The sequence below is a fragment of the Streptomyces sp. SKN60 genome, from assembly GCF_026236535.1.
Classification (GTDB): domain Bacteria; phylum Actinomycetota; class Actinomycetes; order Streptomycetales; family Streptomycetaceae; genus Streptomyces.
On record NZ_JAHTMW010000013.1, the window covers coordinates 133,575 to 152,534 of the forward strand.

Consider the following 18,960-nt stretch of genomic DNA (forward strand, 5'->3'; position numbering starts at 1 on the left):
GTGGGTGCCGGGTGCCGCTCGCGTTGTTCCGGTGTTCACCTCCGCGCGCCACAGTCATGGGCATGACGGATACGACTCGACGCGCGCTCCTCATGACGGGCGCGGCGACCGCGTTTACGTTGGGCACCGTGAGCTTCGCGCATGCCGATCCCGGAGGCGAGGACGGCGACGGCGTCCTCACCCGCACCGTGCGCGGCACCCTGCCGCCCGGCTCCCCCGACTTCGTGTACCTGCCGGTGGAGCTGCCGCACGGGGTGCGCGAGCTGCACGTCGCCTACGCGTACGAGCGGCCCGCCGTGCCCGCCGGCACCCAGGGCAACGCCCTCGACATCGGCCTCTTCGACCAGCGCGGCACCGCCCTCGGCGGCCAGGGCTTCCGTGGCTGGTCGGGCGGCGCCCGCAAGGAGTTCTTCGTCCGCACCGACGACGCCACGCCCGGGTACGTGGCCGGGCCGCTGCGGGCCGGGACCTGGTACGTGGCGCTCGGCCCGTACACGGTGGCGCCGCAGGGGCTCGCGTACACCGTGACGATCACCCTGCGGCTCGGTCCCTCCGCGCCCGCCGTACGCCCGGCATACCCGCCGGAGCGGGCCCGCGGCCGGGGCCGGGACTGGTACCGCGGCGACTGCCATCTGCACACCGTGCACTCCGACGGGCGCCGCACCCCGGCCGAGGTCGCCGCGCTCGCCCGCGCCGCCGGCCTCGACTTCCTCGCCGGCACCGAGCACAACACCCACGCCGGGCACGGCGCCTGGGCCGAGCACGCCGGCGACGACCTGCTGATCCTGCTCGGCGAGGAGGTCACCACCCGCAACGGCCACGTGCTCGCCCTCGGCACCGCCCCCGGCACCTTCGTCGACTGGCGCTACCGGGCCCGGGAGAACCGCTTCGGCCGGTTCGCCCGCGAGATCCGCCGCTCGGGCGGGCTCGTCGTGCCCGCGCACCCGCAGGCCACCTGCATCGGCTGCGCCTGGAAGTTCGGCTTCGGCGACGCGGACGCGGTCGAGGTGTGGAACGGCCCCTACACGCCGGACGACGAGGTCGCCCTGGCGGGCTGGGACGGGGCCCTCGCGCAAGGGCGGTGGACCCCGGCGATGGGGAACAGCGACGCCCACCGCGACCCCGACCGGGTCGGGACGCCGCAGACCGTGGTCCTGGCCGACGAGCTGAGCCGGGCGGCGATCCTCGACGGGCTGCGGGCGGGGCGTTCGTACGTCGCCGAGTCGGCGGCGGTCTCCGTGGACTTCACGCTCACCGACAGCCGCGGGCGCTCGGCCGGCCTGGGCGAGCGCCTCACCGTCCCGGCCGACGAACCGGTGACCGCCCGACTCCGGGTCACCGGCGCGCCCGCGGGCGGCACCCTGCGCCTGGTCACCGACCAGGGCGTGCTGCACACCGCGCAGAGCACCGGCACGGGCGTGGACGCCGTCGACTGGACGACGACGGCCGCGTACGCGACCTATGTACGGGCGGAGGTCCGCCACCCGGTGACGGCCCCGCCGCTCCCGGGCGCGCTCGCGGCCTTCACCAACCCGGTCTTCCTGACAGCCGCCTGAGCGGTCACACCTGATATTCGGTCAGGTCGATGGCGTGGACCCGCAGCGGGTGCCCGTACACCGGGTGGACGGTCTCCCGCTCCGGGACCATGCCGAGCTTGCGCATCACGTTCTCCGAGGCGGTGTTGCCGACCCGCGCGATGCTGATCACCCGGTCGAGCCCGCGGTCCTGCAGCCCGAACTCGAGCGCCGCGTGCGCCGCCTCGGAGGCGTAGCCCTGCCCCCAGTAGGGCCGTCCGAGCCGCCAGCCGATCTCGACAGCGGGCAGCACCTCGGGCAGGAACTCCGGCACGGAGAGCCCGGTGAACCCGATCAGCTCCCCGGACCCGAGCAGCTCGACCGCGAACAGCCCGAAGCCCTCCTCGTCCCACTCCTCCTCGATCCGCTCGATCGCCTCGGCGGTCTGCTCCAGATCGCGCACGGACCCGTCGCCGATCCAGCGCATCACCTCGGGGTCGGCGTTGATCTCGGCCATCGGCACGAGGTCGTCGTCGCTCCAGCGACGCAGCAGCAGGCGGGGCGTGAGGATCTCGGTCATGCCCCCATCATCGCGCGTCTGCGCGTCCCGTATTCCGTCTCGCATTCCGTCCCGTATTCAGGTGTGCCCCGCCGCCGGTCTGCGTACGGTGGCCCGCATGCTGACGCGTCTTGAGACCTATTACGACTCCGTGCCCCGCTCCGCCGCCCGCGCCGAGGAGTTCGGGCCGCTGACCCTGTTCGTACGGGAGGGGGCGGGCTGGCCGTACTACGCGCGGCCCGCGCTCGGGCAGGCCGGGGCCCGGGAGGTGCCGGTGGCGGCGGTGGAGAAGGTGCGGGCGCGGCAGCGGGAGCTGGGGGTGCCGGAGGCGTTCGAGTGGGTCGCGGAGACCACGCCGGGGCTGCGGGCGGCGGTCGAGGCGAGCGGGCTCGTGGTGCACGAGCACCCGCTGATGGTCCTGTCGGCGGAGGCCGAGGCGGAGCAGCTCCCGTCGCCGCCGCAGGACGTCACCGTCCGCATGGTCGGCCCGGACGACCCGGACCTGGCGAGCGCGGTCGCCGCCCCGTACGCCGCCTTCGGCGCCACCCCCGCGCCCGGCGCGACCGCCCAGGTCACCGCCCGCCTCACGGCCGGCCTCACCCGCCTCGCGGCCGCCTTCGACCCCTCCGGCACCGCCCTCGCGGCCGGCCAGCACCAGCCCGTCGGCCCGGTCACCGAGGTCGTCGGCGTCGGCACCCTCCCGGACTCCCGCCGCCGCGGCCTGGGCCTCGCGGTCACCGCCGCCCTCGTCGCCGACGCCCGCGCCCTCGGCGTCGAGACGGTCTTCCTCTCCGCCACGGACGCCACGGTGGCCCGCCTCTACGCCCGGCTCGGCTTCCGCACGGTGGGCACGGCGCTGATCGCGGAGGCGGCGGGGGACGACGCCTCCTGACGTACGCCGGGAACGGCCGGCTCCCGGACCATCAGGACGTCGATCGGGTCCTCGGACTCGACCGTGAAGCCCTCGCGCTCGTAGAGGCGGCGGGCGGCGCTGCCCCGGATCACGACGAGGCGGACCGGGACGCCCTCCGCGTCCGCGCGGGCGAGGAGGGTGCGGAGGACGGTGGTGCCGAGGCCCCGGCCCTGGGTCTCGGGGGCGAGGTAGAAGTGCTCGATGTAGTAGCCGGGGCCCGCCTTGTACGGGGCGAAGGAGACGCAGCCCGCGAAGGCGCCGGCGACCTCGATCACCGTCGTGTGCGCGGGGCGGAACTCGTCGCGCAGCCGCTGCCGGACCCGGTGCGTGTCGTAGCGGCCGAGCCGCTCCAGGTCGGGCCGCATGACCACGGCCTTCAGCTCGGCGACGGGCTCGACGTCCGCCGCGGTCGCCGGGCGCGGCGACCAGTTCGTGTCGTCGTACGAGGTGGGATGCGGGGATGACATGGGCGCATCGTAGGAGGGGCAGGCGTAACCCCGGCCGCCCGGGCGGCGTTCACGCGGCATGAAGAAGATCCTCACCGCCGTCGCCCTGACCTCCTTCGCCGTGACCGGTGCCGTGGCCGGTGGCCTCGCCGCCGCCGGGAGCGCCGCCGCCGACACCGGCGGCGCCAACCTGCCCTCCGTGGTGCCGCTGAGCGGTGTCCTGATGCCCAAGGCCAAGCCGGCCTCCGCCGAGCAGATGCCGGGCGCCAACAAGCTGGTCGAGGGGCTCCTCCCCGGCCAGCACTGAGCCGAGCACTGAGCCGAGGGAAGACACAGCAGAACGACGAAGGTGGCGGGACCCCCCACGGGCCCGCCACCTCGTCGTTCTCCGTCACCGGACGGCCGAGGAGTCCATCAGTCCTCGACGACCAGCGACGGCGTCTCCTTGGTGAGCACCTCGCCCCGGAAGAACGCGGGGCTCTTGGCGCGCATCACCAGCATGATCACCAGGCCGAGCAGCAGCAGCCCGACGCCGATCACGAACACCGACCCGACGCCGAAGACCGCGGAGCCGGAGCCGTACGCCGGGTCCCACATGTCGTACAGCGTCTTGCCGAAGACCGCCGACAGGAGCAGCCCGCCGAGCAGCGGGAAGAGGCCCTTGAAGACCAGGTCGCGGAAGGAGGCGGTCAGCTCGCGGCGGAAGTACCAGGCGCAGGCGAAGGCGGTCAGCGCGTAGTAGAAGCAGATCATCAGGCCGAGCGCGTAGATCGTGTCGACCAGGACGTGCTCGCTGACCAGGGTCATCACCGTGTAGAAGACGCCGGTGGCGACGCCGGCCACGATCGTGGCCTTGCCGGGGGTCTTGAAGCGCGGGTGGACCTTGGCGTACGAGGCGGGCAGGGCCTCGTACGCGGACATGGCCAGGACCGTGCGGGCCACCGGGATGAAGGTGGTCTGGAGGCTGGCGGCGGCCGAGGCGAGCACCGCGAGGAAGAGCAGGATGCCGAGGGCGGGGCCCATGACGGGGCCGGCCAGGGCGGCGAAGACGTTGTCGGAGGTCTCCGGGTTGGCGAGGCCGAGGCCCTGGTCGCCGGAGCCGACGGCCATCTGGGCGGCGACGCCGGTGGCGAGGTAGGAGCCGACCAGGACGACCATCGCGATGAGCGCGGCGCGGCCGGGGGTCTTCTCGGCGCCGACGGTCTCCTCGTTGGCGGTCAGACAGGTGTCCCAGCCCCAGTACATGAAGATCGACAGCGAGAGTCCGGCGGTGAACGCGCCGAAGGACTGCACCGCGAAGGGGTTCATCCAGGACCAGGAGAAGTCGACCGAGCTCTCGAAGGAGCCGGCCTTCGACAGGGCCATGCCCACGAAGACGGCGAGGACGACGAGCTGGAGGCCGACGAGGGTGTACTGCACGCCCTTGGTGGCGGTCATGCCGCGGTAGCTGATCGCGGTCGCGGCGGCGATCAGGGCGAGGCAGGTGACGATGTGGACGGCCTTGTTGTCGTCCAGGGCGCCGATCGAGGGGTTGCCGGTGATCTCGCCGGCGAGCAGCCAGAAGTACGAGGTGGCGACGCCGGCCAGGTTGGAGAGCACGATGATCGTGGCGATCACCAGGCCCCAGCCGCACATCCAGCCGAGCTTGGGGCCGAAGGCCTTCACGGTCCAGGTGAAGGAGGTGCCGCAGTCCGGCATGACCTTGTTGAGCTCGCGGTACGCGAATGCGACGAGCAGCATCGGCAGGAAGCCCGCGAGGAAGACGGCGGGCATCTGCAGGCCGACCTCGCCGGCGGTGGAGCCGAGGGTGGAGGTCAGGCAGTAGACGGGGGCGACGGTGGAGATGCCGATGACGGCGCTGCCGAGGAGGCCGACGGAGTTGCCGCCGAGTCCCTTGCTGCGCACGCCGTCGGTGCCGCCCCGCGCCGGGACGTCCCTCACCGTGTCTCCGGCCTGGGGCCGCACATCCACCTGAGTCATGAACAGGACGTTAAGTGCTGCGATTTCCACATCCGGAAGATCGAAATCCGCCCAGCGGAGTGATCATAGCCTTGCATTGCAAGGGTCGAATCGGACGCACGCCAAAGATTGAAAGATCGACTGACGAGCTGAACCGGCCAAGCCTCCGGACGGAACCGAGTGTCCGATATACGGAAACCGCAGCCGCGCCCGGAATCGCCCGTTCCAGACTTTCCCTGTGACGTGCGTCACCCCGGCCAGACGACCGCCTGCAGCTCGCTGTACGCGTGCAGCGCGTACGAGCCGACGTCCCGCCCCACCCCGCTCTTCTTGAAGCCGCCGAACGGCGCCTCCATGTTCCGGCCGATGGTGTTCACGCCGACCCCGCCGGCCCGCAGCCGGGCCGCGACCCGGAAGGCGCGGGCCACGTCGCCGGACCACACGTAGTCGATCAGTCCGTAGTCGCTGTCGTTCGCGAGTGCGACGCCCTCCTCCTCGTCGTCGAACGGCACCACGACGACCACCGGGCCGAAGATCTCCTCCCGCACCACCCGCATCTCGTTGGTGCACTCCGCGAGCAGCGTCGGCGCCACGTAGAAGCCCCGGTCGAGGCCGGGGCCTGCCAGGCGCTCGCCGCCCGCGACGACCCGCGCGCCCTCCTTCCGGCCGAGCTCCACGTACGCCTCGATCCGGTCGCGGTGGGCCGCCGAGATCACCGGGCCGACCACCGTGCCGCGCTCCGCCGGGTCGCCGACCTTCAGGAAGCCGGTGTAGGCGGCCAGCTTCTCGACCAGCCGGTCGTGGATCGCGCGCTGGGCGAGCACCCGGGTCGGGGCCGTACAGATCTGGCCGCTGTAGAAGGAGAAGGTGGTCCCGATGCCACTGACGGCCGCGTCCAGGTCGGCGTCGTCGAAGACGAGGGCCGCGCCCTTGCCGCCGAGCTCCATCAGCTGCCGCTTCATCGCCCGGCCGCAGACCTCGCCGATGGCCTGCCCCACGGCCGTGGAGCCGGTGAAGGAGACCATGTCGACGGCCGGGGAGTCCACGGCCGCCTCGCCGACGGCGGGCGCCGAGCCGGTGACCAGATTGACCACACCGGCCGGCACCCCCGCCTCCTCCAGGGCCCGCACCATCGCGAAGACGGACAGCGGGTCCTGCGGGGCGGGTTTCACCACGACCGTGTTTCCCATGGCGAGCGCCGGGGCGATCTTGCCGGCCGGGTTGGCCCAGGGGTTGTTGTACGAGGTGATGCAGGTGACCACGCCCACCGGGCGCCGTACCGCCACCGCCCCGAACACCCCGGCCTTCCCCATCGGCCCGGCCTCGTTGATCTGCGGCGGCAGCGCCTGCTCGACCGGCTCCAGGGCGCCCCGCGCGTACCGCCGGAAGCGCGAGGCGCCGACCGCGACCTGCATGCCGCGGGCCGTGGCCGTGGTGGCGCCGGTCTCGGCGCGGGCAAGCTCGGTGTGGGCCGCGGCGTCCCGGGCCATCAGGCCGGCGGCCCGGTCGAGGATCGCGGCCCGCTCCTCCGGTGCCGTACGGGACCAGGCCGCGAAGGCGGTACGGGCGGCCTCGGCGGCCTCGTACACCTGGGCCCGGGAGGCCTCGGGGGCGTGGCCCACGAGCTCCTCGGTGGCGGGGTTGATCACCGGGTAGTGCCCGCCGTCGGGCTCGACCCACTCCCCGCCGATGTACAGCCGCTCCGTGATCTCGTGCGTCATCGGGTGCTCACCGTCCTCGTGTCGCGGCCCGAGCGCAGCACCCGCCCCGGGATGGCGCCCGTGACCTCGTCGTCGCGGATCGTCTCGACGCCGTTGACCCGTACGGACACGATGCCGACGGCTCGCGAGTCCAGGCGCGGGCTGGCGCCGGGCAGGTCGTGGACGAGGGTCGCCGGTCCCGCGTCGATCCGCTCCGGGTCGAAGAGCACCAGGTCGGCGTGGTAGCCCTCGGCGATCCGGCCGCGCTCGCGCAGCCCGAAGAGCCGGGCCGGGTCGTCGCTGAGCATCCGTACGGCCTGCTCCAGGGGCACCAGCTTGCGGCCGCGCAGACAGTCGCCGAGGAAGCGGGTGGTGTACGGCGCCCCGCACATCCGGTCCAGGTGCGCGCCCGCGTCGGAGCCGCCCAGCATGACGTCCTCGTGCTGCCAGGTCTCGGCGCGCAGCGCCCAGGAGGCCGGGTCGTTGTCGGTGGGCATCGGCCACAGGACGGTCTTCAGGTCGTCGTTGGCGCAGATCTCGACGAGGGCCTGGAAGGGGTCCTGGCCGCGCTCGGCGGCGATGTCCTTGACGACCCGGCCGGTCAGGCCCTCGTTCTCACGGCTGTAGGTGTCGCCGATGACGTAACGCCCGAAGTGCGCGAGCCGCCGGAAGACGCCGGCCTCCTTGGAGTCGGCGCGGCGCAGCATCTCGGCCCGTACGGCCGGGTCGCGGAGCTTCGCGATCCGCTCGGGGACGGGGAGGGCGAGGATCTCCCCCCAGCCCGGGATGAGGTTGAGGGCGCAGAAGGTGCCGAGCGACATGTTCATGGGGGTGAGGATCGGCATGGTGAGGGCGACGATCCGGCCGCCGGACTTGCGGGCCTGCTCGGAGGCGAGGAGCTGGCGCGGGACGCGTTCGGGGACGGTGGCGTCGATGGTGAGGACGTTCCAGTTGAGGGGCCGTCCGGCGGCGGCGCTCATCTCGACGAACAGCTCGATCTCGGCGTCGGAGAACTGGTCGAGGCAGCCGGCGACGATGGCTTCGAGCTGGGTGCCCTCGTGCTCGCCGACCGCCTTCGACAGGGCGATCAGCTCCTCCGGGCGGGCGTGCCGGGAGGCGACGGGGGCGCCGTCGCCGTCGGAGTGCGTCGACGACTGGGTGGTGGACAGGCCCCAGGCCCCGGCCTCCATCGCCCCCTTGAGCAGGGCCGTCATCCGCGCGAGCTGCTCGGGCGTGGGCTGCCCGCCGACCGCGTCGGCGCCCATCACATACCGGCGCAGGGCGCAGTGCCCGACCATGAACCCCGCGTTGACCGCGATCCGCCCCTCCAGGGCGTCCAGATACTCCGCGAACGACGACCACCCCCAGTCGACGCCCTCCTCCAGCGCCTTCAGCGCCATCCCCTCGACCTTCGACATCATCCGGCGCGTGTAGTCGGCGTCCTCGGGCCGGTCCGGGTGGAGCGGGGCGAGGGTGAAGCCGCAGTTGCCGCCGGCGACGGTGGTGACGCCGTGGTTCATGGACGGGGTGGCGTACGGGTCCCAGAACAGCTGGGCGTCGTAGTGGGTGTGCGGGTCGACGAAGCCGGGGGCGAGGACGAGGCCGGTGGCGTCCTCGGTGGTGGTCGCCGGCTCCCCGGGCGCGGGGAAGACGATCCGGCCGTCGCGTATGCCGACGTCGGCGGTGCGGGCGGGGGCGCCGGTGCCGTCCACGACGGTGGCGCCCTTGATGAGGTGATCGAGCATGACGATCCGTGACCTTTCTGCACATGGACGCGGGTGCGCCCCGGCCCGGGGCCGCCGCGGAACGACCTCCGGCCGGGGCCGTCACGGGACGGCGGTCCGGGAAGACACCGCCCCGCGCTCCAGGTACGGGGCCGGCCGGCCCCCTTGCTCAGCTCCCCGCGGACTGCCGGAAGCGCGTGGTGCGGTGGACCGGGTCCGTGTCGATCTCCGGGATCACGTGCTCGCCGATGAGCTTGATCGTGGTCATCGTGTCCTCGTAGGAGATGCCGATCGGCAGGCCGAAGGACAGCTGGTCGGCGCCGGCCTGTTCCCAGCGCTTGCACTGGGCGAGGACCTCCGACGGGTCGCCGCAGATCATCAGCTCCTCGGCGATGAGGAGTTCGATGATCTCGGCGGAGTACTCGGGCAGGAGCTCGGGCCACTCGGGGACGCCCTCCGGCCGCGGGAAGGTGTCGTGGTAGCGGAAGAGCAGGGACTGGAGGTAGTTGAGACCGCCGCCGACGGCGATCTCGACGGCCTTGTCGTGGGTCTCGGCGCAGATCGCGGTCGAGGTGACCATGACGTTGTCGTTGACGAAGTCGCCGACCGCCTTCGCCTCCTTGATCGCGTTCTTGTAGGACTCGACGACCCACTCCATGTCGGAGACCTTCTGCACGCTGAAGCCGAGGACCCCGAGCCCCTTCTTCCCGGCCATCGCGTACGAGGCGGGCGAGCCGGCCGCGTACCACATGGCCGGGTGGGACTTCCCGTACGGCTTCGGCAGCACCTTGCGCGGCGGGAGCGACCAGTGCTTGCCCTGGAACCCCTCGTACTCCTCCTGGAGCCACATCTTGGGGAACTCGGCGATGGTCTCTTCCCAGATCTCCTTGGTGTGGTTCATGTCCGTGATGCCCGGGAAGAAGCCGAGGATCTCGTGCGAGCCGGCGCCGCGGCCGGAGCCGAACTCGAAGCGGCCGCCGGAGAGGTGGTCGAGCATGGCGACCTTCTCGGCGACCTTCACCGGGTGGTTGACCTGGGCGAGCGGGTTGAAGATGCCGGAGCCGAGGTGGATCCGCTCGGTGGCGTGGGCGAGGTAGCCCAGGTAGACGTCGTTGGCGGAGAGGTGGGAGTACTCCTCCAGGAAGTGGTGCTCGGAGGCCCAGGCGTACTTGAAGTTCGACCGGTCGGCCTGGATGACGTACTCGGTCTCCTCCATGAGCGCCTTGTGCTCGGCTTCGGGATCGGTCTCGGCCCGCTTGCCGACGTATCCCTGTACGAAGATCCCGAATTCCAAGGAAGTTCACCGCCCTTGTGAGTTTCCGATGCGTTCCTGACGCATCGTCAGATTCTTGGTCGCACCCGTTGCCGTGTCAATAGCTGATGGTCCGTCAGAACAGGTCCCGGCTAGAAGAGCTTCACGCCCGCCAGCCACCCGCCGTCGATGACGAACGGCTGCCCCGTGATGTACGAGGAGTCGTCGGCCGTCAGGAAGAGCGCGAGGGCCGCCACCTCCTCCGGCCGCCCGATCCGGCCCAGCGGCACGAGGCCGCGGTAGAGCTCGGCGGTCGCCGCCGGGTCCACGCCCTCCGGGTTGCTCATCGCGGTGTCGATCGCGCCCGGGCAGACCGCGTTGACCCGGATGCCCCGCGGCGCCAGCTCCAGGGCGGCGACCCGGGTGAGGCCGAGGACCGCGTGCTTGGTGGCGGCGTAGGCGCCGACGCCCGCCATGCCCGTCACGCCCGTGTACGAGGCGGTGTTGACGATCGTGCCGCCGCCGGCCGCACCGATCTCCGGGGCGACCGACTTGATGCCGAGGAAGCAGCCCACCTGGTTCACCTGGACCAGCGCCTGGAACTCCTCCAGCGGCGTCGACACCAGCTCGTTGAAGCGCAGGATGCCCGCGTTGTTCACCAGGCCGTCGATCCGCCCGAAGCGCTCCTTCGCGACGGCCACGGCACCCGCCCAGTCCGCCTCCCGCGTCACGTCGAGGTGGACGTACGCCGCCCGCTCCTCCCCCAGCTCCTTGGCCAGCGCCTCGCCCGGGGCGTCCAGGAGGTCGCCGAGCACCACCCGCGCGCCCTCGGCGGCGAAGAGCCGCGCCTCCTGCTCGCCCTGCCCGCGCGCCGCGCCCGTGATGACGACGACGCGTCCGTCCAGCTTGCCCATTCGTCGGTCCTCCTGATGCCTGGAGTTCTAGAGGTGCGGGGCGACCTCGGTCGCGAACGCGGCCATCTGGTCGGTGAGTTCGGTACGGCTCCGGGAGCGGAACCGGACCTGGATCTGCGCCACGCCCATCGCCCCGTACGCACGCAGCGACTCGGCGAGGGCCTGCGGCTTGCCGGTGAGGGCGCGCCGGCCGGTGTCCCAGCCGGGCTCGCCGACGTACAGCGCCTCGGTGATCGCGCCGACCGTGATCGGGGCCTCGATCCCGGCCTCCGCGCGCAGCCGCCGCAGCTTCGCGATCTGCCCGGCGAGCCGGTCGCGCGGATCACCCTGCGGCAGCCAGCCGTCACCCTTGAGCGCGGCCCGGCGCACGGCGGCCGGCGAGGAGCCGCCCACCCAGACGGGCACCCGGTCCTGGGCGGGCCGGGGCCGCTGGCCGAGGTCCCGGAAGGCGAAGCGCTCCCCCGCGTGCTCGGGGTACTCCTCGGGCCCGAGCGCGGCCCGCAGCGCGTCGATCGTCTCGTCGAGCACCCCGCCGCGCCCGGCGAAGTCCGCGCCGACCGCCTCGAACTCCTCCTGCACGTGTCCGGCCCCGACCCCGAGGACGAGCCGGCCCCCGGAGAGGTGGTCCAGGGTCGCGTACGCCTTGGCCGTGACGAGCGGGTGGCGCAGGCCCACGACGGCGACGTGGGAGAGCAGCCGGACCCGCTCGGTGGCGGCGGCGAGGTAGGCGAGGGTGGCCACCGGGTCGTACCAGACGGTGCTCATCGCCCCGGCGAGCCGGCGCGGGATGGCGACGTGGTCACAGCAGGCGAGGTAGTCGAAGCCGTGGGCGTCGGCGGTGCGGGCGACGGCGAGCAGGTCGTCGGGGCCGGCGGCGGCCTCCCAGGGTTCGGCGTAGAGGGTGCTCTGGGACTGGACGGGCAGCTGGATCCCGTAGACGACCGTGGGACTCATGGGACTCCCCTCTCACTATCTGACGTTCCGTCAGTTCCGATCGGGGAGTCATGCTGTCCGCTGACGCTCCATCAGACAAGGGGTCGCACCGGGGTATCCGGCAGCGCCCGCCCCGTCACGGCACCCAGAGGCCGTCCTCCGTGAGCCCGAGCAGCTCGATCGCGTTGCCGCGCACGATCCGCTCCACGACGTCCGGCGCCAGGTGGCCCATCTGGGCCTCGCCGACCTCGCGCGACTTGGGCCAGGTGGAGTCCGAGTGCGGGTAGTCCGTCTCGTACAGGACGTTGCCCACCCCGATGGCGTCGAGGTTGCGCAGCCCGAAGGCGTCGTCGAAGAAGCAGCCGTAGACGTGCCCGGCGAAGAGCTCCGACGGCGGGCGCAGCACCTTCTCGGCGACCCCGCCCCAGCCGCGGTTCTCCTCCCACACCACGTCCGCGCGCTCGAGGATGTACGGGATCCAGCCGATCTGGCCCTCCGCGTACATGATCCGCAGGTTCGGGAAGCGCTCGAACTTGCCGCTCATCAGCCAGTCGACCATCGAGAAGCAGCAGTTGGCGAAGGTGATGGTGGAGCCGACCGCCGGCGGCGCGTCGGGCGAGGTGGACGGCATCCGGCTGGACGAGCCGATGTGCATCGCGATGACGGTGCCGGTCTCGTCGCAGGCCCGCAGGAACGGGTCCCAGTGGTCGGTGTGCACCGACGGGAGCCCGAGGTGCGGCGGGATCTCGGAGAAGGCCACCGCCCGCACGCCCCGCGCCGCGTTGCGCCGCACCTCGGCGGCGGCGAGCTCGGGGTCCCACAGCGGGATCAGGGTGAGCGGGATCAGCCGCCCCCGCGCCTCGGGGCCGCACCACTCCTCGACCATCCAGTCGTTGTAGGCGCGGACGCCGAGCAGACCGAGTTCACGATCGGAAGCTTCGGTGAAGGTCTGTCCACAGAATCGGGGGAAGGTCGGGAAGCAGAGCGCGGACTGGACGTGGTTGACGTCCATGTCGGCGAGCCGATCGGGGACGCTGTGCGACCCCGGGCGCATCTGCTCGTAGGTGATGACCTCCAGGCGTATCTCGTCGCGGTCGTAGCCGACGGCGGTGTCGAGCCGGGTGAGCGGGCGGTGCAGGTCCTCGTAGACCCACCAGTCGCCGATGGGGCCTTCGTCCCCTTTGGCGCCCATCACGGGGGCGAACTTTCCGCCCAGAAAGGTCATTTCCTTCAACGGGGCGCGGACGATCCGCGGGCCGGTGTCGCGGTAGCGGGACGGGAGCCGGTCCTGCCAGACGTGCGGGGGCTCCACGGTGTGGTCGTCCACCGAGATGATCTTGGGGAAGCTCTCCATGCGCTTCACGGTAGCGCCGATCTGACGATCCGTCAGTAAACTGGCGGGGACGGAGGCCGCACCACCGGTTCCGGCCGCTCCGGATCGGCCGACCCGATGCTGACGCGCACCCTCCGGACAAGGCAGACTGTCTCGGGCGAAACCAGCGGTACGGGCAGGGGGACATATGGACCGTGAGAACGGGCCGCGCGTTCCGGGACAGCGGACACCGGCCCCGGGTTCGGGCGGCAGCGGCGGGAGCACCGCCGGCAGCACCGGCAACAGCGCCGACGGCGGTACGGGCGCGGGCGCGGGCCCCGTCGGGAACGGCCCCATCGGGAGCGGCCCCGCCAGGAACGGCCCCGCCGGCGCCGGGCTCAGCTTCGGCGTGCTCGGGCCCGTACGGGCCGCGCGGGGCGGCGAACCGCTGCCCACCGGGTCGCCGCAGCAGCGCGCGCTGCTCGCCGCCCTGCTGCTGCGGGACGGCCGTACCGCCACCTCCGGCGAGCTCATCGACGCCATCTGGGGCGAGGACCCGCCCTCCCAGGCGCTCGCCGCCGTCCGCACGTACGCCTCCCGGCTGCGCAAGGTGCTCGACCCGGGCGTGCTCGTCAGCGAGTCCGGCGGCTACGCCATCCGCACCACCGCGCTCGACCTGACCGCCGCCCACGAGCTGGCCGCCGAGGCCGAGAAGCTGCGCGGCGGCGGCCGGCGGCAGGAGGCCCGCGACCGGCTGAACGAGGCGCTCGCGCTGTGGGACGGCGAGGCGCTCGCCTCGGTGCCCGGCCCGTACGCCGAGACCCAGCGGACCCGCCTGGAGGAGTGGCGGCTGCAGCTCCTGGAGAGCCGGCTCGACCTCGACCTGGAGGTCGGCGCGCACGCCGAGGCCGTCTCCGAGCTCACCGCGCTCACCGCCGCGCACCCGCTGCGCGAACGCCTCCGCGAGCTGCTGATGCTCGCGCTCTACCGGTCCGGCCGGCAGGCCGAGGCGCTCGCCGTGTACGCCGACACCCGGCGCCTCCTCGCCGACGAACTGGGCGTCGACCCCACCCCCGAACTCTCCCGGCTCCAGCAGCGGATCCTCCAGGCCGACGCCGAACTCGCCCGGCCCGTCGAGGAACCCGCCCCGGCCGCCGCGCCCGTCGCCCGCCCCGCTCAGCTGCCCGCCACGGTGCCCGACTTCACCGGCCGCGCCGCCTTCGTACGGGAGCTGAGCGACCAGCTCGCCACCGCCGAGGGCTCCGTCATGGCCGTCTCCGCGCTCGCGGGCATCGGCGGCGTCGGCAAGACCACGCTCGCCGTGCACGTCGCCCACGAGGCCCGCCCGCACTTCCCGGACGGCCAGCTGTACGTGGACCTGCAGGGCGCGGGCGCGCGGGCGGCGGCGCCGGAGGCGGTGCTCGGCGCGTTCCTGCGGGCGCTCGGCACCCCGGACTCGGCGATCCCGGACTCGCTCGACGAGCGCGCCGCGCTCTACCGCTCCACGCTCGACGGGCGCCGCGTCCTCGTGCTGCTCGACAACGCCCGCGACGCCGCCCAGATCCGCCCGCTGCTCCCCGGCACGGCGGGCTGCGCGGCCCTGGTGACCAGCCGGATCCGCATGGTCGACCTGGCGGGCGCGCATCTGGTGGACCTGGACGTGATGTCCCCGGAGGAGGCGCTGCAGCTCTTCACCCGGATCGTCGGCGAGGAGCGGGTGCGGGCGGAGCGCGAGGCGGCCCTCGACGTGGTCGCCGCCTGCGGCTTCCTGCCGCTCGCCATCCGCATCGCGGCCTCCCGGCTCGCGGCCCGCCGCACCTGGACGGTGTCCGTGCTCGCCGCCAAGCTGGGCGACGAGCGGCGCCGGCTCGACGAGCTCCAGGCGGGCGACCTCGCGGTCAAGGCCACCTTCGAGCTCGGCTACGGCCAGCTCGAACCGGCCCAGGCCCGCGCCTTCCGCCTCCTCGGCCTCGCCGACGGCCCGGACATCTCGCTCGCAGCCGCGGCCGCGGTCCTGGACCTCCCCGAGTGGGAGACGGAGGACCTCCTGGAGGCGCTCGTCGACACCTCGCTCGTCGAGTCGGCGGCGCCGGGGCGCTACCGCTACCACGACCTGGTGCGGCTCTACGCGCGTGCGTGCGCGGAGAGGGACGAACAGCCTTCGGCGGAGCGGGAGTCGGCGCTGTCGCGGCTGTTGGACTTCTATCTGGCGACGGCGGCGCGGGTGTACGCGATCGAGCGGCCGGGCGAGCGGGTGCGCGACCACTTCGCCGCCACCGCGTACCCGGGGCTCGCCCTGGACACCGCCGGCGCCGCGCTCGACTGGCTGTTCACCGAGGCCAGCGGCCTCCTCGCGTGCGCCCGCCAGTCGGCGGCGACGGGGAATCCGCGCCGAGCCGCGGATCTGCTCCTGGCGGCCGTGGACCTGGCCGAGTCGGGCGCCAACGCCCACCAGTACGCGCAGGCGGCGCAGGCCGTGAGCGAGGCCGCCCGGGCGGCCGGCGACCGGCTCGCGGAGGGCCGGGCCCGCACCATGCTGACCCATGTGCACAGCACCTCGGGCCGCTTCGCGGCGGCCGAGGAGGAGGCCCGCCGGGCGCACGAGGTGGGCCTCGCGGCGGGCGACCCGGTCGCCTGCGGTCAGGCACCCAACCAGCGCGGGATCATCGCCCTCTACGAGGGGCGGCACGCCGACGCCGAGACCTTCCTCTCCCAGGCGCTCGCGGCCTTCCGCGCCGACGGCAACAAGCCGGGCGAGGCCAGCGCGCTCTGCAACCTCTCGCGGGTGCACCTCGCGATGGGCCGGACGACGAGCGCCGTGGAGCTCGCGCGGCAGGGCATCACGATCTACGAGGGCGCCGACAACGGGCTTCCGCTGCGGCTCGCCAACGGCAAGTACGCGCTGGGCCTCGCGCTCACCGCGGCGGGCGAGACGGCGCAGGCGCAGAGCGTCCTGACCGAGGCCCTGGAGGTGTTCCGGGAGGGCCGGCAGAAGCTCTGGCACGGCATGACGCTGTTCCGGCTCGCGGAGCTGTACCTCGCGGACCGGCGGGCGGCGACGGCCGCCTCGCACGCGGAGCAGGCCCTCGCGGTGCTGCACGGCATCGGCGGCGACTGGCGCCGGGCGAACGTCCTGACCGTCCTGGGCCGCGGCCTGTCGGCGGTCGGTCAGCTCGACCGGGCCCGGGTGTGCTGGCAGGAGGCCCTGTCGGTGTTCGAGGAGCTGGACTCCCCGGAGGCGATGGACGTGCGCGCGCTGCTGCGGCCGGCCGCCGCGGCCTGACCCGCGGGTCCCGCGCGCAAGCCCGCCCATCGGGCCCGCGCACGGGGCTCGTTCATCATTCGTTTATCGCCGCCGGGCATTCTCGTACGCATCGAGTCGCCGCGTCGGGGGGCAGGCGGAACGATGTACGGCCCCACCGTTATGGTGATCGGCCCTGGAGCCGTCCGCCCGGCGGCCCCACGGGGGGAGTTGCCGGGCGGACGTGCTCTCTTCACTGCTCATCAACTATCAGGAGTTGATCTTCATGGCGGACAACCTCAAGCCGGCCGACGCGCACGCGACGGGCACCGAGGAGGTCACCACGCTGGACGCCCACGCGACCAGCGAGCCGATCAAGCCGCTCGACGCGCACGCGACCAGCGAGCCGATCACCACCCTGGACGCGCACGCCACCAGCGAGCCGATCAACTGACACGGAAGCTGGGGCTTCACTCGCGGGGGACGGTTCCGGCGGCGCCATCGGGGGAGTCGCCGGGGCCGGGCGGGGACGTACGGAGCGCGGGCTCGGGGGACGCCGCAGGGGACGAACCTGGGGCTGAGTCCGCGCGGTCCGTACGGACCCGGATGCGGAGGGGTCGGGCGAGCCGCCCGGCCCCTCCGACGCGTTCCGACGCGTTCCGACGCGTTTCGGCCAGCGACCTGACGGATTCGGCGGGAAAGGCTCGCTCCCGCGTTCGACCTCGGGTGATGATCGGATCCGGCCGGGACGGCAGGCGGTGGGGACCGCCCGTCGGCGCGGCCGGCACGCCACGCGCGCGCAAGGGGGGAGGGCCCGGGCCGGGAAACCGGTCCGGGCCCTTGGCGTGTCAGCGGGCCCCGTCAGCGTGTGGCCCGGGCCCGCAGCTCGCCCTTCACCACCTTGCCGCTCGCGTTCCGCGGCAGCGCGTCCACGAACTCGACCTCCCTCGGCACCTTGTAGTTCGCCATCTCGCGGCGCGACCAGGCGATCAGGTCGTCGGCCGTCAGGGTCGAGCCCGGGCGCCGTACCGCATAAGCCTTGCCCACCTCCCCGAGGCGCCGGTCCGGGATCCCGACCACCGCGACGTCGGCGATGTCGGGGTGGAGCCCGAGGAGTTGCTCGATCTCCGCCGGGTAGGCGTTGAAGCCGCCGACGATGAACATGTCCTTGATCCGGTCGGTGATCCGCAGGTTGCCCGACTCGTCGAGCACCCCCACGTCGCCGGTGCGCAGCCAGCCGTCCGGGTCGATCGCCGCGGCCGTCGCCTCCGGGTCCTCGAAGTAGCCGCGCATCACGTGGAAGCCCCGGACCAGGACCTCGCCGGCCGCGGAGAGGCGGACCTCGGTGCCGGGGATCGCGCGGCCCGAGGTGTGCGCGATGACCTCGGCCGGGTCGCCGCGCCGGCACATCGTGACGATGCCGCTCGCCTCGGAGAGGCCGTACGCCGTGAGGACCGTGCCCACGCCCAGTTCCGACCGCAGCCGCTCGACGAGCCGCAGCGGCACCACCGCCGCGCCGGTGACGACCAGGCGGAGGCTGGACAGGTCGTGGGCGGTACGGGACGGGTGGTCGAGCAGCGACTGGTGGAGGGTCGGCGGGCCGGGAAGGACCGAGATCCGCTCGGCCGCGATGTTGGCGAGCACGGTGTCCACGCTGAAGACCGGCTGCGGCACCATCACCGCCCCGCGCAGCAGGCAGGCGACGATCCCGGCCTTGTAGCCGAAGGTGTGGAAGAAGGGGTTCACGATCAGATACCGGTCGCCCGCGCGCAGCCCGGCGAGCTCGCTCCACACCTCGTAGCAGCGCAGGGTCTGCTCGTGGGTGATGACGGCGCCCTTGGGGCGGCCGGTGGTGCCCGAGGTGTAGATGATGTCGGAGGGGTCCGAGGGGGCGATGGCGTCGGCCCGGGCCCGTACCCGCGCCGGATCCACCCCGGCGCCCGCCGCGAGGAAGGACTTCCAGGTGGTGTACGCCGGGTCGTCCGGCACCGTGTCGCTGAACACCACCACCCGCCGCAGGTCCGGGAGTTCGGCCCGGGCACGGCGCAGCGAGGCGACGTAGGAGGTGCCGAGGAAGGTGCCGGTGACGAAGAGCAGCCGGGCCCGGGAGCGGGCGAGGACGTCGGCGGCCTCGGCGCCCTTGAAGCGGGTGTTGAGCGGGATGAGGACGGCGCCCGCGCTCACCGCGCCGAGCGCGGCGACGATCCAGTCGAGGGTGTTGGGCGCCCAGATCGCGACCCGGTCCCCGGCCCGTACGCCGGTGGCGAGGCACGCGGCCGCGGCGCGTTCGACCCGGGCGCCGAGTTCGGCGTACGAGACGCGGGTGCGGCCGTCGACGACCGCCTCCCCCGGCCCGTACCGCTCGGCCGCCCGGCGCACCAACTCCGGTATCGAGACCGACTCCGGCATCGAGTCCCACTCCGGTATCGAGTCCGCCCGTGGTACCGGGTCCGCCTCCGGTATCGAGCCGTGCTCCATCCTGACCCCACCTCC

The 18,960-nt window shown here is 73.2% G+C and carries 15 protein-coding genes; 5 read left to right on the plus strand and 10 right to left on the minus strand.

The genetic code is table 11. The features are described 5' to 3' along the window. The first annotated feature begins 56 nt into the window (after positions 1-56). Positions 57-1,556, plus strand: a complete 1,500-nt coding sequence (locus KV205_RS22610) for a CehA/McbA family metallohydrolase (protein ID WP_265866369.1) — start codon at positions 57-59, stop codon at positions 1,554-1,556. A gap of 4 nt (positions 1,557-1,560) precedes the next feature. Here KV205_RS22610 and KV205_RS22615 read toward each other — a convergent pair whose 3' ends face one another. Then, positions 1,561-2,094: a GNAT family N-acetyltransferase gene (locus tag KV205_RS22615; RefSeq protein WP_265866370.1), complete on the minus strand. Its 534-nt coding sequence runs from the start codon at positions 2,092-2,094 to the stop codon at positions 1,561-1,563. A gap of 97 nt (positions 2,095-2,191) precedes the next feature. On the opposite strand from KV205_RS22615, the gene KV205_RS22620 reads away from it, so the two are divergent. Beyond that, a complete protein-coding gene (locus KV205_RS22620; RefSeq protein WP_265866371.1) occupies positions 2,192-2,965 on the plus strand; it encodes a GNAT family N-acetyltransferase in 774 nt (257 codons plus the stop codon). Here KV205_RS22620 and KV205_RS22625 read toward each other — a convergent pair. Beyond that, the gene (locus KV205_RS22625) at positions 2,893-3,453 is read right to left on the minus strand and encodes a GNAT family N-acetyltransferase (protein WP_265866372.1); all 561 of its coding nucleotides are present in this window, start codon (positions 3,451-3,453) and stop codon (positions 2,893-2,895) included. The genes KV205_RS22620 and KV205_RS22625 overlap by 73 nt on opposite strands. 58 nt (positions 3,454-3,511) lie before the next feature. Here KV205_RS22625 and KV205_RS22630 point away from each other — a divergent pair, with 58 nt between their 5' ends. Further along, a complete protein-coding gene (locus KV205_RS22630; RefSeq protein ID WP_265866373.1) occupies positions 3,512-3,739 on the plus strand; it encodes a hypothetical protein in 228 nt (75 codons plus the stop codon). A 107-nt stretch (positions 3,740-3,846) separates the two neighbouring features. Here the strand turns inward: KV205_RS22630 and KV205_RS22635 are convergent, their stop codons facing one another. The 7 genes from KV205_RS22635 to KV205_RS22665 form a co-directional block, all read right to left on the minus strand. Further along, positions 3,847-5,412, minus strand: a complete 1,566-nt coding sequence (locus KV205_RS22635; RefSeq protein WP_265866374.1) for an APC family permease — start codon at positions 5,410-5,412, stop codon at positions 3,847-3,849. Between the two features lie 227 nt (positions 5,413-5,639). Then, positions 5,640-7,112, minus strand: coding sequence for an aldehyde dehydrogenase family protein (locus KV205_RS22640; protein WP_265866375.1), 1,473 nt, complete (start codon positions 7,110-7,112; stop codon positions 5,640-5,642). Next, positions 7,109-8,836, minus strand: a complete 1,728-nt coding sequence (locus KV205_RS22645) for an amidohydrolase family protein (protein ID WP_265866376.1) — start codon at positions 8,834-8,836, stop codon at positions 7,109-7,111. Before KV205_RS22645 ends, KV205_RS22640 begins: the two co-directional genes overlap by 4 nt. A gap of 148 nt (positions 8,837-8,984) precedes the next feature. Beyond that, entirely contained in the window at positions 8,985-10,109 is a 1,125-nt protein-coding gene (locus KV205_RS22650) for an LLM class flavin-dependent oxidoreductase (protein ID WP_265866377.1), read from the minus strand. Positions 10,110-10,219: 110 nt separating this feature from the next. After that, a complete protein-coding gene (locus KV205_RS22655; RefSeq protein WP_265866378.1) occupies positions 10,220-10,981 on the minus strand; it encodes an SDR family NAD(P)-dependent oxidoreductase in 762 nt (253 codons plus the stop codon). 27 nt (positions 10,982-11,008) lie between these two features. After that, positions 11,009-11,935, minus strand: a complete 927-nt coding sequence (locus tag KV205_RS22660) for a TIGR03619 family F420-dependent LLM class oxidoreductase (RefSeq protein WP_265866379.1) — start codon at positions 11,933-11,935, stop codon at positions 11,009-11,011. A 115-nt stretch (positions 11,936-12,050) separates the two neighbouring features. Next, entirely contained in the window at positions 12,051-13,268 is a 1,218-nt protein-coding gene (locus KV205_RS22665; protein WP_265866380.1) for an amidohydrolase family protein, read from the minus strand. A 166-nt stretch (positions 13,269-13,434) separates the two neighbouring features. Between KV205_RS22665 and KV205_RS22670 the strand changes: the two genes are divergently transcribed. Beyond that, a complete protein-coding gene (locus KV205_RS22670; protein ID WP_265866381.1) occupies positions 13,435-16,509 on the plus strand; it encodes a BTAD domain-containing putative transcriptional regulator in 3,075 nt (1,024 codons plus the stop codon). Between the two features lie 202 nt (positions 16,510-16,711). Continuing rightward, a complete protein-coding gene (locus tag KV205_RS22675; RefSeq protein WP_265866503.1) occupies positions 16,712-16,921 on the plus strand; it encodes a hypothetical protein in 210 nt (69 codons plus the stop codon). A 407-nt stretch (positions 16,922-17,328) separates the two neighbouring features. Here KV205_RS22675 and KV205_RS22680 read toward each other — a convergent pair whose 3' ends face one another. Beyond that, positions 17,329-18,876 carry a FadD3 family acyl-CoA ligase gene (locus KV205_RS22680; protein WP_265866495.1) on the minus strand — a complete coding sequence of 516 codons (1,548 nt, stop codon included), beginning with the start codon at positions 18,874-18,876 and terminating at the stop codon, positions 17,329-17,331. Positions 18,877-18,960 lie beyond the last annotated feature (84 nt).